The following is a 13,758-nucleotide window of genomic DNA, read 5'->3' on the forward strand; positions in this document are numbered from 1 at the left end:
CCTTCCCTCGGCTGGTCACTCAAAACCATGGCCGAGGGAAGGGGGCCTTCACGCGCTTGCCAGGGGACTAGCGCCTGGCCTTCTTCACGAGTTCGATGTAGTCGCCCACCTCGGTGGCGGGCGGCGGGGTGACCTCGACGGTCGTTCCCCAGTCGCTGTAGACGTACGTCGACTTGGCTTCGCCGTCGGACTTGCCCAGCGACTTCCTGAACCCGGCCATGTCGGTGGTGAGCTTCAGCGGCAGCTGCTCGGCGTTCAGCCACAGCTCGGCCGGGATCCGGAGATCCTTGCCTTCGAGGCGCTTCTCGATCTCCGCCCGCTTGTCGGCGGGGAGGTCGTCACCGAAGAACAGGTTGAGCTGCTTCTTCGCGTCGAACTCCACGAAGTAGTGGTTCACCGGCACGCCGTCAAGCCTGGTCTGCTCCGACCGCACGATGCGGCCGGTCTTCTCGACCAGCTCCAGCACCTTCGCCGGGTCACCCATCTCGAACGACTTCGACATGGCCTTGCCGAAGGACTTGGCTTGCGGATCGTCACTGTTCAGCGGGATCTTCGCCCACGACTTGTCGGTCTTGAGCTGAGCCCGTTCGCCCTCGGGGATCTGGACGTACAGGGCCTGGTCGACCAGGCGCATCTCGACCTGTTCGCCGCCGGCGGTCAGCTTCGCGGAAAGCTTCGACGCCTCGCCGTCGTAGAGCGCCAGCATCGTGCCTTCGACCTTGGCGCCTTCGACGGTCCCGTCGATGGTCGCCTTGGAGGACTTGGCCCGCCGCGTGCCTTGCTTGGCCGCCTCGACGAGACCGAGCGCGTCGGTGAACGGGGTGGCCAGCGCGAGCTCGCCACCCTTCGTTTCGGTGGTTTCGGCGGGCCGGGCGCCGCAGCCAGAGACCACGAGAGTCAATGCCGCGGCCACCGCGACCAGTTTGAAGCGGGCACGCATCAGTTGCCGCCCTTCTTCATGATCTCCGTCAGCTCGCCGACCTGGTCCGCGGGCGGTGCGGTGATAGTGACCGGGGTACCCCAGTCGGTGTACTTGACCGTGGTCTTGGCGACGCCGTCACCGGGGGCGCCCATGGCCTTCACGAACGCGGTCTGGTCTGAGACGACCTGCAGCGGCAGCTGGTCGGCGTTGAGCCACAGTTCGGTGAGGATGGTGACGTTCTTGCCCGCGAGCTTCGCCTTGAGCTGGTTCACGGTCGCGGCGGGCAGCGGGATGCCGATCTCACCCATGATGAGGGCGATGGCCTTTTCGGCCTCGACCTCGATGACGTAATGGTTGGTCCGCTCACCGTTCAGCTCGGCCTGGTCCGACTTCGTGATCTTGCCGGCCTTCGAGATCTGTTCGAGGACGCGAGACGGGTCGCTGTCCTTGACGGCCTTCGACATCATCTTGCCGAGCAGCTGCGAGATCGGGTCCTGGCCGTCGGCCGCCATCTTCACGTACGACTTGTCGGTCTTCAGCTCGGCCTTGTCGGCCGCGTCGAGCTTGAAGAACAGGACGTTGTCGACGAACAGCATGTCGAGCTTCTTGCCGTCGCTCTCCATGATCATCGAAAGCTTGCTGTTCTCGCCGTCGTACAGGCCCTGTCCGGACGCCGTGTTCTTCTGGGCGCCCGCGACGGTCTCCATCGTCATCTTCGACGACTTGGCCTTCTTGGTGCTCTCGCGGCTCAGTGCCGCGAGCTGGACCGGGTCGCCGAGCGGCGACGAGAGCGAGCTCTTCGCTTCGGAAGGAGCGGAGACAGCCGTGCCCGGCTGGTTCTCGCCACCGCAGGCGGACAGTGCCAGGACGGCGGCCGTGGTGATGGCGGCGAGCGTGGTAACGCGCTTCAAGAGGACCCCTCAGAAAAGTTGATCTAATCCGAACGGGTTATCGCTGGAAGGCGAAATTAGTTACCGATCGTCATCATGCCCAGCTCGGGAGCCCAAAAGCCGACGCAAAGAGACCAATCGCTCCGGGCTGGCATGACCCTCGGTGACCACGTCGTCGAGCGCGCAGTCCGGATCCAATGGCGGCCCGAGGTGCCCGCAGGCGGACGGGCACTCTTCGGCCGCCGCAGCGAACTCCTCGAAAGCGAGCACGATGTCGTCGGCGGTCACATGCGCGAGGCCGAACGAGCGGATACCCGGGGTGTCGACCACCCAGCCGCCGTCGGGCAGCGGGAGCGCGACCGCCGCGACCGAGGTGTGCCTCCCTTTGCCGACGGCACTGACGACGCCGGTCGCCAAACCGGCGTCCGGCACGAGCCGGTTGACCAAAGTGGACTTCCCGACCCCGGAATGCCCGACCAGCGCGGTGACCCGGTCCTTGAGCCGTCCGACCAGTTCGTCCGGGAACTCGTCGTGCCGGGTGACCACGGCCGGGATGTCGAGGCCCGCGTAGCCGGCGAGGAGTTCGTCCGGGCTCGCGAGATCGGCTTTCGTCAGGCACAGGACGGGTTCGAGGCCGCCCGCGTAGCAGGCGACCAGGCAGCGGTCGATGAACCCGGTGCGTGGCGGCGGATCGGCCAGCGCGGTGACGATCAGCAACTGCCGGGCGTTGGCGACGACCACCCGTTCGTAGGGATCGGTGTCGTCCGCGGTCCGGCGGAGCACACTGGAGCGTTCGTCCACCCGGATGATCCGGGCGAGGGTGTCCGCCTTGCCGCTCACGTCGCCGACGATGCCGACGGTGTCGCCGACGACGACGGAGACCCGGCCCATTTCGCGGGCCCGCATCGCGGTGACGACCCGTTCCGGATCGGCGTCGATCGCGCAGGTCCAGCGCCCGCGGTCCTTCCCGATGACCATCGCGGTGGAGGCGTCGGCGTGTTCGGGACGACGTTTGCTGCGCGGTCTGGTGCCCTTGCCGGGACGGATCCGCACGTCGGATTCGTCCAGCCTGCGCCAGTCCTTGCCCGTCAAACCGCCTCCTGCTCCTCGTGCGCCGCGCGAGAATGATCCCATGCCGCTCGCCATCGCTTGGCGAGCGTGTAACGATGGCCCTTCGACGAGGAGGTTTTCGCATGTGCGGGCGTTATGCCGCCACCAAGGATCCCGCCGCGCTGATCGACGAATTCGCCGCGGTGGATCTGACCGATGGGCGGATCCGGATCGATCACAACGTCGCCCCGACCAAGGACGTCGCCACCGTCGTGCAACGGCATCCTCGGGACGCCGACGGCGTGGTCCTGCCGGACGAACCCGCTGTCCGGTCGCTGCGGATGATGCGCTGGGGCCTCGTCCCGTTCTGGGCGAAGGACCCCGGAGCCGGCTCGAAGATGATCAACACGCGGGCCGAAACGGCCAAGGAGAAGCCGTCGTTCAAGAAGGCGGTGTCCTCACGGCGCTGCCTGGTCCCGGCCGACGGCTGGTACGAGTGGCGACGCGACGGCAAGGAGAAGCAGCCCTTCTTCATGACCGGTCCGGATGACGCGTCGCTGGCCTTCGCCGGTATCTGGGAGACCTGGCGCCCGAAGGACGACAAGGACGCCGACCCGCTGATCACCTTCTCGGTGATCACCACGGACTCGGTCGGCAGGCTCGCCGACATCCACCACCGCATGCCGCTGCTGATGCCCCGCGACAAGTGGGACACCTGGCTCGACCCCGACCTGCCCGACGTCACCGATCTGCTCGTCCCGCCGTCGGCGGAGCTGGTCGACACGATCGAGCTGCGGCCGGTGTCCAGCCTGGTCAACAGCGTCCGCAACAACGGTCCCGAACTGCTGGACCGGGTCGAGCCCGCCGCCGAGAGCGCGCTTTTCGACCTGCCGACCTCATGACGAAGCTGGAGATCGACACCGCCTACGGCCTCGCGCGCGCTGAGCTGCACTGCGCCGAGGAGGGCGTCGCGGTGCTGATGCTCGGGCACGGCGCGGGAGGCGGGATCGGCGCGAAAGACCTGGTCGCGGTCACGCGGGCCGCGCAGGCGGCGGGTGTGCACGTCGCGCTCGTCGAGCAGCCGTACCGGGTGGCGGGCCGTCGTGCCCCGGCTCCCGCCGCACAGCTCGACACCGCCTGGCTCACCATCGCCGACGACGTCTCCGAGCGATTCGACGATCTCCCGCTGGTCTTCGGCGGCCGGTCCTCCGGTGCCCGTGTCGCCTGCCGGACGGCCGCCGCCGGGCAGGCGGTGGCCGTACTCTGCCTGGCCTTCCCCGAGCACCCGCCGGGCAAGCCGGAGAAGACCCGGCAGGGTGAACTGGACGCCGTCGAGGTCCCGACCCTGGTGATCCAGGGTGAGCGTGACCCGTTCGGCTTGCCCAAGGCGGGTCCGCATCACGAGATCGTGGTGCTCAAGGGTGATCACAACCTCAGCGCGGACCTCGAAGGTGTGTCACGCGCGGCTGCCGAGTGGCTCGAACGAGTGCTGCGGCCGCTTACCTGAGAGCCTTCGCCGGGCGTAGTGCACGGTGACGGCCGCGAGCAGCGGTCCCCAGAGCAGCAACGGCGCGTAGCAGGCAGCCATGACGATGCCGTACACCGGCGACTTCTCCCAGCTTCCCGGCGACATCGACGAACCGGCCTCTGCCCAGCCGAACAACGCCTGGAAACCCAGTGCGGTCAGGGCGATCGCACCCGCGGCGGCCGGGATGATCGCCGCGAGCGGCGGGATCGGGCGGCCGCGCACCCCAGGGATCCAGCGCGGCCAGACCTCGCCCCACGGCCGGACGAGACCGAGCGTGAGGAACGCCAGCGTCTCGGCGAGCAGGCTCAATCCGAAGACGTACGCGCTGCCCCAGCCGGGGATGCCGAAGTCGGTCAGGCCCTGGTCGGTGAACCCGACCGGGAGCCCGAGGCCCATCGCCACCCGCCAGAGTCCGGAGGGCAGGGTCGCCAGCAGCGTCGCGTGGGCGGCGAAGTTCGCCCACTTCGGCACGTCGGGCAGTGTCTTGCTCATTGCGTCGCTCCCCAGGAGTTCGTCTCTCGCTTACCGAAGACGATTCCTGAGCGCGGCCACGTGATCTTCCCGCCGCGGACCGACCCCGCTCCCTCTTGAGGGTGAATTCACTCCCGCGTTTAGTCCTCTAGTTGCGGTCCATGCATGCGCAACTAGGGCGGTGTCTCGTGAATAGGTGTGGAGGCGGGTGGCAGCCCGGCACGGGGAGTGGAGGCGAGTCAGGCGGCGATCGGGGCGACGACGGCGCCGGTCAGCCGCACCAGATCACCCGGCGCGAGTTCGACCTCCAGACCACGACGCCCGGCCGAGCAGTGCACGGTCTCGAACCCCGCCGCCGACGCGTCGATCACCACCGGGAGCCGGCTCCGGTGCCCGAGCGGCGAGATCCCGCCGAGCACGTAGCCCGTCGCGCGCCGCACGGCCGCGGGGTCGGCCATCTTCGCCTTCTTCCCGCCGGCGGCGGCCGCGAGGGCCTTCAGGTCGAGCTGCCCGGTGACGGGGACCACGCCGACGGTCAGTTTCCCGTCGACCTCGGCCACCAGCGTCTTGAACACCCGCGCGGGGTCGAGCCCCAATGCCTCGACGGCTTCGAGGCCGTACGACGCGGCCCGTGGATCGTGGTCGTAAGCGTGCAGAACATGCGACACCTTCTGCTTCGCCAGCAGCGCCGTCGCCGGGGTTCCCTTGCCTGCCATGGGCGGGAGTGTACGAACCCGGGGGAATGCATCACCGGTCGCCGCTGTTGGAACGCACGTGCCCACCACACTGGAAGCTCCCCGAATCCTGACCCCGCGCACGCCGGGCGGCCAGGTGATCCGTCCGCGCGTAAACTCGACGACGTCTCATGCGCACAAGCGCATCGACGCCGAGCGGGAAGGGAACGGTTTGCCGAGCACGCAGAATCCTGCGCCGGAAACGGGCACGGACGCCGAAGAGGCGGCCGCGCGGGCCGAGCGCTTCGAGCGGGACGCGATGCCCCTGCTCGACCAGTTGTACTCGGCCGCCATGCGGATGACCCGGAATCCCGCCGACGCCGAGGACCTCGTCCAGGAGACGTATCTGAAGGCGTACGCGGCCTTCGCCTCCTTCAAGGCGGGTACGAACCTCAAGGCGTGGATGTATCGCATCCTCACCAACACCTACATCAACGGCTACCGCAAGCGTCAGCGGCAGCCGGTGCAGCAGCCCACCGAGGAGATCACCGACTGGCAGATCGCCAAGGCGGAGAATCACACCTCCAGCGGGCTGCGCTCGGCCGAGGTCGAGGCGATGGACAATCTGCCGGACGCCGACGTCAAGGAAGCACTGCAGAAGCTGCCGGAGGAGTTCCGCCTCGCGGTCTACCTCGCCGATGTCGAAGGTTTCGCTTACAAGGAGATCGCCGAGATCATGGACACGCCCATCGGCACCGTGATGTCCCGGCTGCACCGCGGCCGTGCCCAGCTGCGTGACCTGCTCGCCGACGTCGCCCGCGAGCGCGGCTTCATCCGCGCGGGTAAACAGCAGGAGGTGGCGGGGCGATGACCGACGACTACTGCAGCGGCGCGGACGACAAGGTCAAATGCGAGGAAGCGCTCGCCGACATCTACCTGCTGCTCGACAGGGAGTGCAGTGCGGAGCGTGACGAGGCCCTGCGCAAGCATATCGAGGATTGCCCGCCGTGCCTCGAGGAATACGGCATCGACGAGCACCTCAAGCAGTTACTGGCCCGGAAATGCGGTGGGGACCACGCGCCGGACGACCTGAAGACCCGGCTGCGGGCGTCGATCCGCCAGACCGTGCAGACCAAGGGCGCGATCACCATCGAGCGCACCGAGGTCAAGATCGAGCAGACTTTCGAATAGCCCTCAAGACACGCGAAGGCCCCCGTACCGGATCGGTGCGGGGGCCTTCGCGTGCCTGATCGATGATCAGGAGTTGGGCTTCTTGCCGTGGTTCGCGCCGTTCTTCTTACGGTCGCGACGCTTACGGGCGCGCTTCGACATTTTTCACTCCTCGTCCAGGTGGCCCTCGCGGGGTGGTACGACACCGCTGGGCCAGTGTCAACCTCTCCAGTGTGTCATGCGGTCACCGGCCTGCTTGGATGGGGACGTGTCCACCCTCTCCGATCTGCTCGCCGAGAACACCGGCATGTCCGGTGAAGCCGCGGACCACCTCCAGACCGTCGTCGCGGAATGGCAGCTGCTGGCCGACCTGTCCTTCGCGGACTTCCTGCTCTGGGTCGCCGTTTCCGAGGAGTTGCGGCCCGACGGCGGCGACTTCGTCTGTGTCGCGCACGCGCGCCCGACGACGGCGCCGACGGCTCATCCGGAGGACGTCGTCGGCTCGCGGTTCACCGAGGACGAGCATCCGCAGCTGGCGAAAGCGATCCGTGAGGTGCGGATCTGCCGCGAAGAGGATCCGCACTGGTACCGCGACCTGCCGATGCGCCGCGAGGCCATCCCGGTGGTGTTCGACGGGAACGCGATCGCCGTCCTGAGCCGCGAGACCAACCTGGCGGCCTCTCGGGTGCCGAGCCCGCTCGAAATCGCCTACCTCGGCAGTGCCGGCGACCTGTGCCAGATGATCGTCGACGGCACCTTCCCCAGCCCCGGGAACCAGACGGACACGCACACCAGCCCCCGCGTCGGCGACGGCCTGATCCGGCTCGACCCGACCGGCACCGTGGTCTTCGCGAGCCCGAACGGGTTGTCGGCCTATCACCGGATGGGGCACGAATCCGACCTCGTCGGGCAGCGGCTCGCCCCGCTGACCAGGTCGCTGATCCGTGACCCGTTCGACGCGACCGAAGTGTCCCACCGGATCATCGAGGCCCTCGACGGCAAGCCGAGCAGCCGTACGGAGGCCGATTCGCGCCGCGGTGCCGTCGTGTTGTTCCGTGCCTTGCCGCTGCGCCCGGCCGGGCAGGCGGCTGGCGCGCTGGTGCTGGTGCGTGACGTCACCGAGGTGAAGCGTCGCGACCGCGCACTGCTTTCGAAGGACGCGACCATCCGCGAGATCCACCATCGGGTGAAGAACAACCTGCAGACCGTGGCGGCGCTGCTGCGGCTCCAGTCGCGCCGGACCTCCAGTGAGGAGGCGCGGCTCGCACTCGGCGAGTCGGTGCGCCGGGTCTCGTCGATCGCGATGGTGCACGAAGCGCTGTCCATCTCCGTGGACGAGCGGGTCGATCTGGACAAGCTGCTCGACAACGTCCTGCCGATGGTCGGCGAGGTCGCGACGGCCGAGTCCCAGGTCGGTCTTTCACGCAAGGGTTCGTTTGGCGTCGTCGTCGCCGAGATCGCGACGCCGTTGGTGATGGTGCTGGCCGAGCTGGTCCAGAACGCCATCGAGCACGCGTTCCCCGGCGGGCGGCCGGGCAAGGTCGAACTCGAGGTGGAACGCTCGGCCCGCTGGCTCGACGTCGTCATCCGCGACAACGGACGCGGACTGCCTTCGGGTTTCTCCCTGGAGCGCAGCGACGGCCTCGGGCTGCAGATCGTGCGGACCCTGGTGGAGTCGGAATTGCGAGGTTCGCTGTCCCTGCGCGGATTGCGTGGTGAGGCCGAGGAATCCGGGGCGCGCCGGGCGGGCACCGAAGCGGCCTTGCGCATCCCGCTTTCCCGCCGTCTGTAGCGGACAGTCCTTTTTGATCGTCCCTTGTGGACAGTCTTATCCGGACACGTTTAAGGGCCGGCGCCTGAAGAGAAGATGGCGCCGGCCCTGCAACGGTTCCGCGGGAGGACTTGAAAGTCCTGCGAAGCCGGACCCCCTCGGGGGCGTGTCAGCCTCGCTTGTTAAGCTCAACTCGGGTAGGTGTCACCTCGCAACGCAGGGCCATACAGCCACTGCGCCGCGGGATTCCCGAAGCTTGGGTGTTGCTTGAGTTTTATGTTTTACAGATGAAGCGTGCTGAGTCTGAGGAAAAACTCAGGCAGAGGTACGCGTGCCGATGTGCGTACGACGGCGCTTCAGGGCCCGTCGCTCGTCCTCGCTCATCCCGCCCCAGACGCCTGCGTCCTGCCCGCTGGCCAAAGCCCAGGCCAGGCAGTCGGAAGCGACGGTGCAGCGGTGGCACACGGATTTCGCCTGAGTTACCTGCGACAGAGCAGGACCGCTGGTTCCCACCGGGAAGAACAGCTCGGGGTCCTCGTCTCGGCAGGCCGCGTCATGGCGCCAGTCCATGTTTCTGAGCTCCTTCATAACGGCGCGGTACTCCGCGCCATAGTCGTCATGGCGGTCGTTTTTTTGGGTGCTTGTGAATGCTTTCACGAAGCACTCGTTTCGACAAGGGTTTTCTGAAGATCGGTGAGTCAGCTCACCCGGCCGAGCGACGCTTCTGACCTGCGGTTTCGTTCCGAAACGGCCCTCCGTTGGGAAGGCCGATGCGGTGAGCGGAGGTTCTGCGTCGATGAGCGGCAGGTTGCACTTTGCCGCAGGCGATCAGTGCTCCGGTGCTCATATGGTCACTGTCAGTGCACCCGGAACGCTGAAGAACTCCACTCGCTTCCGCTGGCCGACAAGGTCGCCGTCCACCTGGAAGTTTACCGGTTCAGCAGCGTCGATGCGGATCATCGGCAGGTCATCGTGACGAAGGAGACGTCGTCCGCGTTGGTTGCTCTTCGTGAGCAGTGCTTGCCGTACATGCTTGAACACGGTGGGCAATCGCAGACCGCTCAACGCGAAAAGGCCCAATCCGGTGTCGAATGAGCTGCCCGGGTTGAGATGGATGGGACGCTCACCCAGGTAACTCCATGGATCGGTGTTCGACACGAACGCGGTCAGCACTTCGGTGGGCTCTTCACCCGGTATCCGCACCGTGAGGGGCGGGCGGCCCAGCGGAGGCCGCATATGCGACGCCACGGCCGCCCTCAGATAGAGGCTCGCGGTGGTCTGTTTGCCCCTTCGTTTGGCGACCCGGCCGACGACGTCGGCGTCCCAGCCCATTCCGGCGTTGAAGGTGAACCAATGGCCGTCGGCGAGCCCGAGGCCGACAGTGCGGCTCCGGTCGCTCTCGATGGCGTTGAGAAGCTGATAGGTCGCTTCCACCGGATCGTGCGAGATGCCCAGCGCCCTGGCGAAGACGTTCGCCGAGCCGCCGGGGACGACACCGAGCATGGGGACGTGGCCGATTTCCGCGGGATCGCCGTCGGCGTCCGCGAGCAGGCCGTTGACGACCTCGTTGACCGTGCCGTCGCCGCCATGGGCGACCACCAGGTCGATCCCGTCACGGGCGGCGGACCTCGCCACGGCCATCGCGTGACCGCGGTAGTCGGTCTCCACCACGTCGAGTTTGACCTGGCTGGCCAGCGCGTGCGCCAGCACGTCACGGCCACCGGCGGTGGTCGAGGTGGCCTGGGGATTCACGACGAGGATGGCACGCACTACCGCAGGGTAAGTGACTTCGGCCCGCAGGGGGGAGCGTCACGTGACGCGAAGCTCAGTGCGCCGGGCAGCACAAAACATCCGGAGCCGGACCCCGAAATGCCCACGCACCTCGGGTCGCGCGTCTGACAAGTGCACCCGGGCCGACCGCCCGCTCATCGACGACTGCCCTCGATTTTTCCCTCTCGGCGGCCAGAGGAAACCGGCCGACCGGGTGGCATACGATCGAAAGTGCTCACGTACGGTGACCCGCCCTGGTGGAGAGCCGTGTCCGGAAGCCTGGAAGGCTGTTTCGCCGTGTCCATCGCCGACAAACTCTCGCCCGCGCCCCGTGAAGTCCGCCTCGCCGGGGTCGTCACCGCGCTGCCCGGGCTCGCCCTCGTCGTGTTCGCGGCCCTCCTGCTGATCAACGGCCAAGCCGGGCCGCGAAATCTGGTGGCCGAGGTCGCCTATTACCTCGTCCTCGCCGCCGGGACACTCGCTTGCGCCGCCGGACTGGTGCTGGGGAAGACGTGGGCGAGGTCGCCGGGCGTCGTCGTCGCGCTGATCCTGGTCGGCGTTGGCTGGTACGGCGCGGGGCCGTCCGGGCAGCCCGGGTGGGGCGTGCCACTGGGGCTGATCGGCGTCGCCGTCCTCGTGCTGCTGTTCCGCCGCCCGTCGCGGGCGTGGGCGCTGGGCCTGCGGGAGGGCGAGACGGAGGAAGAGGCCGCGGAACGCGACGGGGCCGCCGGCCGGGCGGCGCGTCGCGAACGCGAAGAGCGGGATTAGGCGGACCCCAATCCTTGAAAGACTCCTTGAGGGCCACCAGTCACCACGGCGGCGCGTGAAGGCCTCCTTCCCTCGGCTCAGCCGGAGAAACTCGACCTTCACACCTGCCCCAAGTACAGGAAGGCCCCCTTCCTGTACCTAGGCGCAAGGAAGGGGGCCATCACGTACTTCACGCGAGCAACGCCGCAGATGACGCGTAAGTGCTTAAGAGGGGGTTCGCTCTAACCCTCATTACTACTAACGAGTCCTGAGGCCTGGGCCGCGAGAGCCTTCAGTGGCTCGTCGGTGAGCCGGTCCACGGTCCACTCGTCCATCGGCACCGCGCCGAGCGACTTGTAGAAGCCCTGTGCCGGGTTCCAGTTGAGCACGGACCATTCGAGGCGGGCGTAGCCGCGCTCGACGCAGACGGCCGCGAGCGTGGCCAGCAGTGCCTTGCCGAGGCCGGAGCCGCGCTGTTCGGGGCGGACGTAGAGGTCCTCGAGGTAGACGCCGTGCACTCCGCGCCAGGTGGAGAAGTTGAGGAACCAGAGCGCGTAGCCCACGACTTCGCCGCCGGCCTCGGCGACGTGTCCGAACAGTGCGGGTGCCTCGCCGAACAACGCCGAGCGCAGTTGCCCGGGCGTGAGGTGGCACTCGTCGGGGGCGCGTTCGAACTCGGCGAGGTCGTATACGAGCCGGACGACCGCGTCGACGTCTTCTTCCCGGATCCGCCGGATGCGTGCAGTCAGCTCAGCCGCCAACGAAGTGGCTCCTTTGCGGGTGGTGGTGGACAACTCAGTCCTCCGCGGTGGGGAGCAGGTTGAGGTGCTCGATCTGGGGCTCGCCGCGTTCGTCGCCGAGTACCGCGACACCGGCCGGGTCGAGTCCGAAGTGGACTCCGGCGGTGGACGGCAGCCCGACCCAGCGCGCGACCAGTACCCGGCTGAAGTGGCCGTGGCCGACGAGGACCACGTCACCCTCGCCGAGTGATTCCCGGACCCGTTCGATCAGCTTGTCCGCGCGGGCATTGACGTCCTCCGCGCTTTCGCCGCCGGGGATCGGGTGCGTCCAGACCGTCCAACCGGGAACGGTCTCGCGGATGACCGGCGTGCTGACGCCTTCGTAGTCGCCGTAGTCCCATTCGGCCAGTTCTTCGGTGACCTCGTCGACGCGCAGCCCGGCCAGTTCGGCCGTGCGCCGCGCGCGGGTGCGAGGGCTGGACAGGACGAGCGCGGGGTTGCCGCCGAGTACCGCGCGCAGGGTGCCGCCCGCCGCGCGGGCCTGCCCTTCGCCGGCGGGAGTGAGCGGGATGTCGGTGCGTCCGGTGTGCCGTCCGTTGACGGACCACTCGGTCTGACCATGCCGGAGGAGGAAAAGCCGATGAGCCACGGTTGCGAATATAGCCTGCGGTCCGGTTATGCTACTGATGAGTAACATGATGAGGAGACCGTGATGGCGCAGAACCCGACGTACGCGATGTGGAACCGGCTGGCCGGAAAACCGGTCGGGAAGCAGCTCTTCTCCGCGGCGATGTGCCTGCGTGTGCCGTACTTCCGGACCGTGCTCCCGTCGGTGCGCGAGCTGGGCCCCGGCCGGTGCGAGGTCACTTCCCCGAAGTGGTGGGGTGTTCACAACCACATCAAGACTTTTCACGCGATCGCGGCATGCAACCTCGCCGAGATCGCGATGGGCATGCTCGCCGAGGCGACCGTCCCGGCCACGCATCGCTGGCTGCCCAAAGGAATGACTGTCGCCTACTTGGCGAAGGCCGAGACCGGCCTGCGTGCCGTCGCGGAACTGCCGGAGCTGCCGGAATTCGGTGACGAGGGTTTCGAGCTTCCGGTCCCGGTGACGATCACGGACACCCACGGGAAGCCTGTCGTGACCGCGACCATCACCATCTGGGTCACCAAGAATCGGGGCTCGTGAGTGATTTGGGTCGTTAGAACGACCCAAATCACTCACGAGCCCCGACCCCTGCCCCCGGTGCGTCAGAGGGGCTTGAACTGGACGTAGGTCACCTGCTTGAAGGTGTTCTTCCCGCTCGCCGACGGCAGTCCGAGCAGGTGGTCGGCAACGGGCGCCAGCCCGCCGCAGCCCGACGTGCGCGGTAACGCCAGCTGGGTGTCGACGACGCCGAACTTCACGGTCTTCGGGTTCTGCGAGATCACCTCGAACGGCACCGCGGGGTCGTCTTTGACGACCGAGTGGAGTGCCGCGTCAAGTGTCCCGATCGTGCATCCCTTGGGCAGCAAGGGATGCCGCAGAACCGCGTAAAGGTCCAGTTCGCCGCGTCGCTCGTCGTTCGACTGGAAGTCCGAGTAACCGCCGTACTTCAGTTGCATGGTCGCGCCGAAGGAGCCGGGGATCCGGGCGGGCGCGTGGCGCAATTCGCCGAACACCTGCGCGAACTCGCCGTTCACCTTGCCCTCGGAGAACGTCAGCCGCATTTCCCCGATCGGGACGTCGCGGTCGCCGATGGTCAAGACCCCTTGAGAGACAAAGGCTTCGCATCGCCAAGTGCCGGGGTCCGCGTTGGCAGGCGGGGCCGGGCAGGCGGAGAAGTCGAAGGTGGGCAACGGGGACGGCGCCGCGGCCGCGGGCACTGCGGCAAGGGCGGCGATGGCGGCGGCGGACAGCGCGGTGACGGTCGCTGCGAGAAGGCGTCTCATGACTCGAAAGAGTGGTCTGCCGCGGTCTGCGTCACATCGGGGAAATCCCCCAGGGGACCCCGGAGATCACCACGTTCGAGTGAAAATTAACAG

The 13,758-nt window shown here is 67.6% G+C and carries 17 protein-coding genes; 7 read left to right on the top strand and 10 right to left on the bottom strand.

What is annotated here, in order from left to right; translation table 11 throughout:
* Positions 1-67: 67 nt before the first annotated feature.
* Genes AB0M65_RS25380 through rsgA form a run of 3 tightly spaced genes read right to left on the bottom strand, consistent with a single transcriptional unit; the run spans position 68 to position 2,904 of the window.
* Positions 68-940 (bottom strand): hypothetical protein, encoded by an 873-nt coding sequence (locus AB0M65_RS25380; protein WP_364032221.1) that lies wholly within the window; start codon positions 938-940, stop codon positions 68-70.
* On the bottom strand, positions 940-1,833 hold the full coding sequence (locus tag AB0M65_RS25385) for a hypothetical protein (protein ID WP_364032224.1): 894 nt from the start codon (positions 1,831-1,833) through the stop codon (positions 940-942). Before AB0M65_RS25385 ends, AB0M65_RS25380 begins: the two co-directional genes overlap by 1 nt.
* 60 nt (positions 1,834-1,893) lie before the next feature.
* On the bottom strand, positions 1,894-2,904 hold the full coding sequence (gene rsgA / locus AB0M65_RS25390) for a ribosome small subunit-dependent GTPase A (RefSeq protein WP_364032227.1): 1,011 nt from the start codon (positions 2,902-2,904) through the stop codon (positions 1,894-1,896).
* Between the two features lie 101 nt (positions 2,905-3,005).
* Here rsgA and AB0M65_RS25395 point away from each other — a divergent pair, with 101 nt between their 5' ends.
* Together AB0M65_RS25395 and AB0M65_RS25400 are read left to right on the top strand one after the other, a co-directional pair.
* Positions 3,006-3,764, top strand: a complete 759-nt coding sequence (locus AB0M65_RS25395) for an SOS response-associated peptidase (RefSeq protein WP_364032230.1) — start codon at positions 3,006-3,008, stop codon at positions 3,762-3,764.
* A complete protein-coding gene (locus tag AB0M65_RS25400) occupies positions 3,761-4,369 on the top strand; it encodes an alpha/beta family hydrolase (protein WP_364032233.1) in 609 nt (202 codons plus the stop codon). The genes AB0M65_RS25395 and AB0M65_RS25400 overlap by 4 nt, the downstream gene beginning before the upstream one ends.
* Here AB0M65_RS25400 and AB0M65_RS25405 read toward each other — a convergent pair.
* Positions 4,319-4,882, bottom strand: coding sequence for a hypothetical protein (locus tag AB0M65_RS25405; protein ID WP_364032236.1), 564 nt, complete (start codon positions 4,880-4,882; stop codon positions 4,319-4,321). The two genes, AB0M65_RS25400 and AB0M65_RS25405, sit on opposite strands and share 51 nt — an antisense overlap.
* A 218-nt stretch (positions 4,883-5,100) precedes the next feature.
* Positions 5,101-5,577 (bottom strand): Cys-tRNA(Pro) deacylase, encoded by a 477-nt coding sequence (ybaK, locus tag AB0M65_RS25410; RefSeq protein WP_364032239.1) that lies wholly within the window; start codon positions 5,575-5,577, stop codon positions 5,101-5,103.
* A 190-nt stretch (positions 5,578-5,767) separates the two neighbouring features.
* Between ybaK and AB0M65_RS25415 the strand changes: the two genes are divergently transcribed.
* From AB0M65_RS25415 to AB0M65_RS25425, 3 genes are all read left to right on the top strand, one after another.
* Complete coding sequence (locus tag AB0M65_RS25415; protein ID WP_364032309.1) at positions 5,768-6,406, top strand: sigma-70 family RNA polymerase sigma factor; 639 nt, start codon at positions 5,768-5,770, stop codon at positions 6,404-6,406.
* Positions 6,403-6,726: a mycothiol system anti-sigma-R factor gene (gene rsrA, locus AB0M65_RS25420; RefSeq protein WP_364032242.1), complete on the top strand. Its 324-nt coding sequence runs from the start codon at positions 6,403-6,405 to the stop codon at positions 6,724-6,726. The genes AB0M65_RS25415 and rsrA overlap by 4 nt, the downstream gene beginning before the upstream one ends.
* 247 nt (positions 6,727-6,973) lie before the next feature.
* The gene (locus tag AB0M65_RS25425; RefSeq protein ID WP_364032245.1) at positions 6,974-8,497 is read left to right on the top strand and encodes a histidine kinase N-terminal domain-containing protein; all 1,524 of its coding nucleotides are present in this window, start codon (positions 6,974-6,976) and stop codon (positions 8,495-8,497) included.
* 294 nt (positions 8,498-8,791) lie between these two features.
* Here the strand turns inward: AB0M65_RS25425 and AB0M65_RS25430 are convergent, their stop codons facing one another.
* Together AB0M65_RS25430 and AB0M65_RS25435 are read right to left on the bottom strand one after the other, a co-directional pair.
* Positions 8,792-9,046 carry a WhiB family transcriptional regulator gene (locus AB0M65_RS25430; RefSeq protein WP_026466945.1) on the bottom strand — a complete coding sequence of 85 codons (255 nt, stop codon included), beginning with the start codon at positions 9,044-9,046 and terminating at the stop codon, positions 8,792-8,794.
* Positions 9,047-9,319: 273 nt separating this feature from the next.
* On the bottom strand, positions 9,320-10,246 hold the full coding sequence (locus tag AB0M65_RS25435; protein WP_364032248.1) for a diacylglycerol kinase family protein: 927 nt from the start codon (positions 10,244-10,246) through the stop codon (positions 9,320-9,322).
* A 267-nt stretch (positions 10,247-10,513) separates the two neighbouring features.
* On the opposite strand from AB0M65_RS25435, the gene AB0M65_RS25440 reads away from it, so the two are divergent.
* A complete protein-coding gene (locus AB0M65_RS25440) occupies positions 10,514-11,014 on the top strand; it encodes a hypothetical protein (protein WP_364032251.1) in 501 nt (166 codons plus the stop codon).
* Between the two features lie 221 nt (positions 11,015-11,235).
* On the opposite strand, the gene AB0M65_RS25445 is transcribed toward AB0M65_RS25440, so the two are convergent.
* A complete protein-coding gene (locus AB0M65_RS25445) occupies positions 11,236-11,742 on the bottom strand; it encodes a GNAT family N-acetyltransferase (RefSeq protein WP_364032313.1) in 507 nt (168 codons plus the stop codon).
* A 46-nt stretch (positions 11,743-11,788) separates the two neighbouring features.
* Positions 11,789-12,382, bottom strand: coding sequence for an acid phosphatase (locus AB0M65_RS25450; RefSeq protein ID WP_364032254.1), 594 nt, complete (start codon positions 12,380-12,382; stop codon positions 11,789-11,791).
* A 63-nt stretch (positions 12,383-12,445) separates the two neighbouring features.
* Between AB0M65_RS25450 and AB0M65_RS25455 the strand changes: the two genes are divergently transcribed.
* Positions 12,446-12,922: a hotdog fold domain-containing protein gene (locus AB0M65_RS25455; protein ID WP_364032257.1), complete on the top strand. Its 477-nt coding sequence runs from the start codon at positions 12,446-12,448 to the stop codon at positions 12,920-12,922.
* Positions 12,923-12,984: 62 nt separating this feature from the next.
* Here the strand turns inward: AB0M65_RS25455 and AB0M65_RS25460 are convergent, their stop codons facing one another.
* Entirely contained in the window at positions 12,985-13,665 is a 681-nt protein-coding gene (locus AB0M65_RS25460) for a hypothetical protein (protein ID WP_364032259.1), read from the bottom strand.
* Positions 13,666-13,758 lie beyond the last annotated feature (93 nt).

This window comes from Amycolatopsis sp. NPDC051071 (assembly GCF_040682875.1).
Taxonomy (GTDB): domain Bacteria; phylum Actinomycetota; class Actinomycetes; order Mycobacteriales; family Pseudonocardiaceae; genus Amycolatopsis.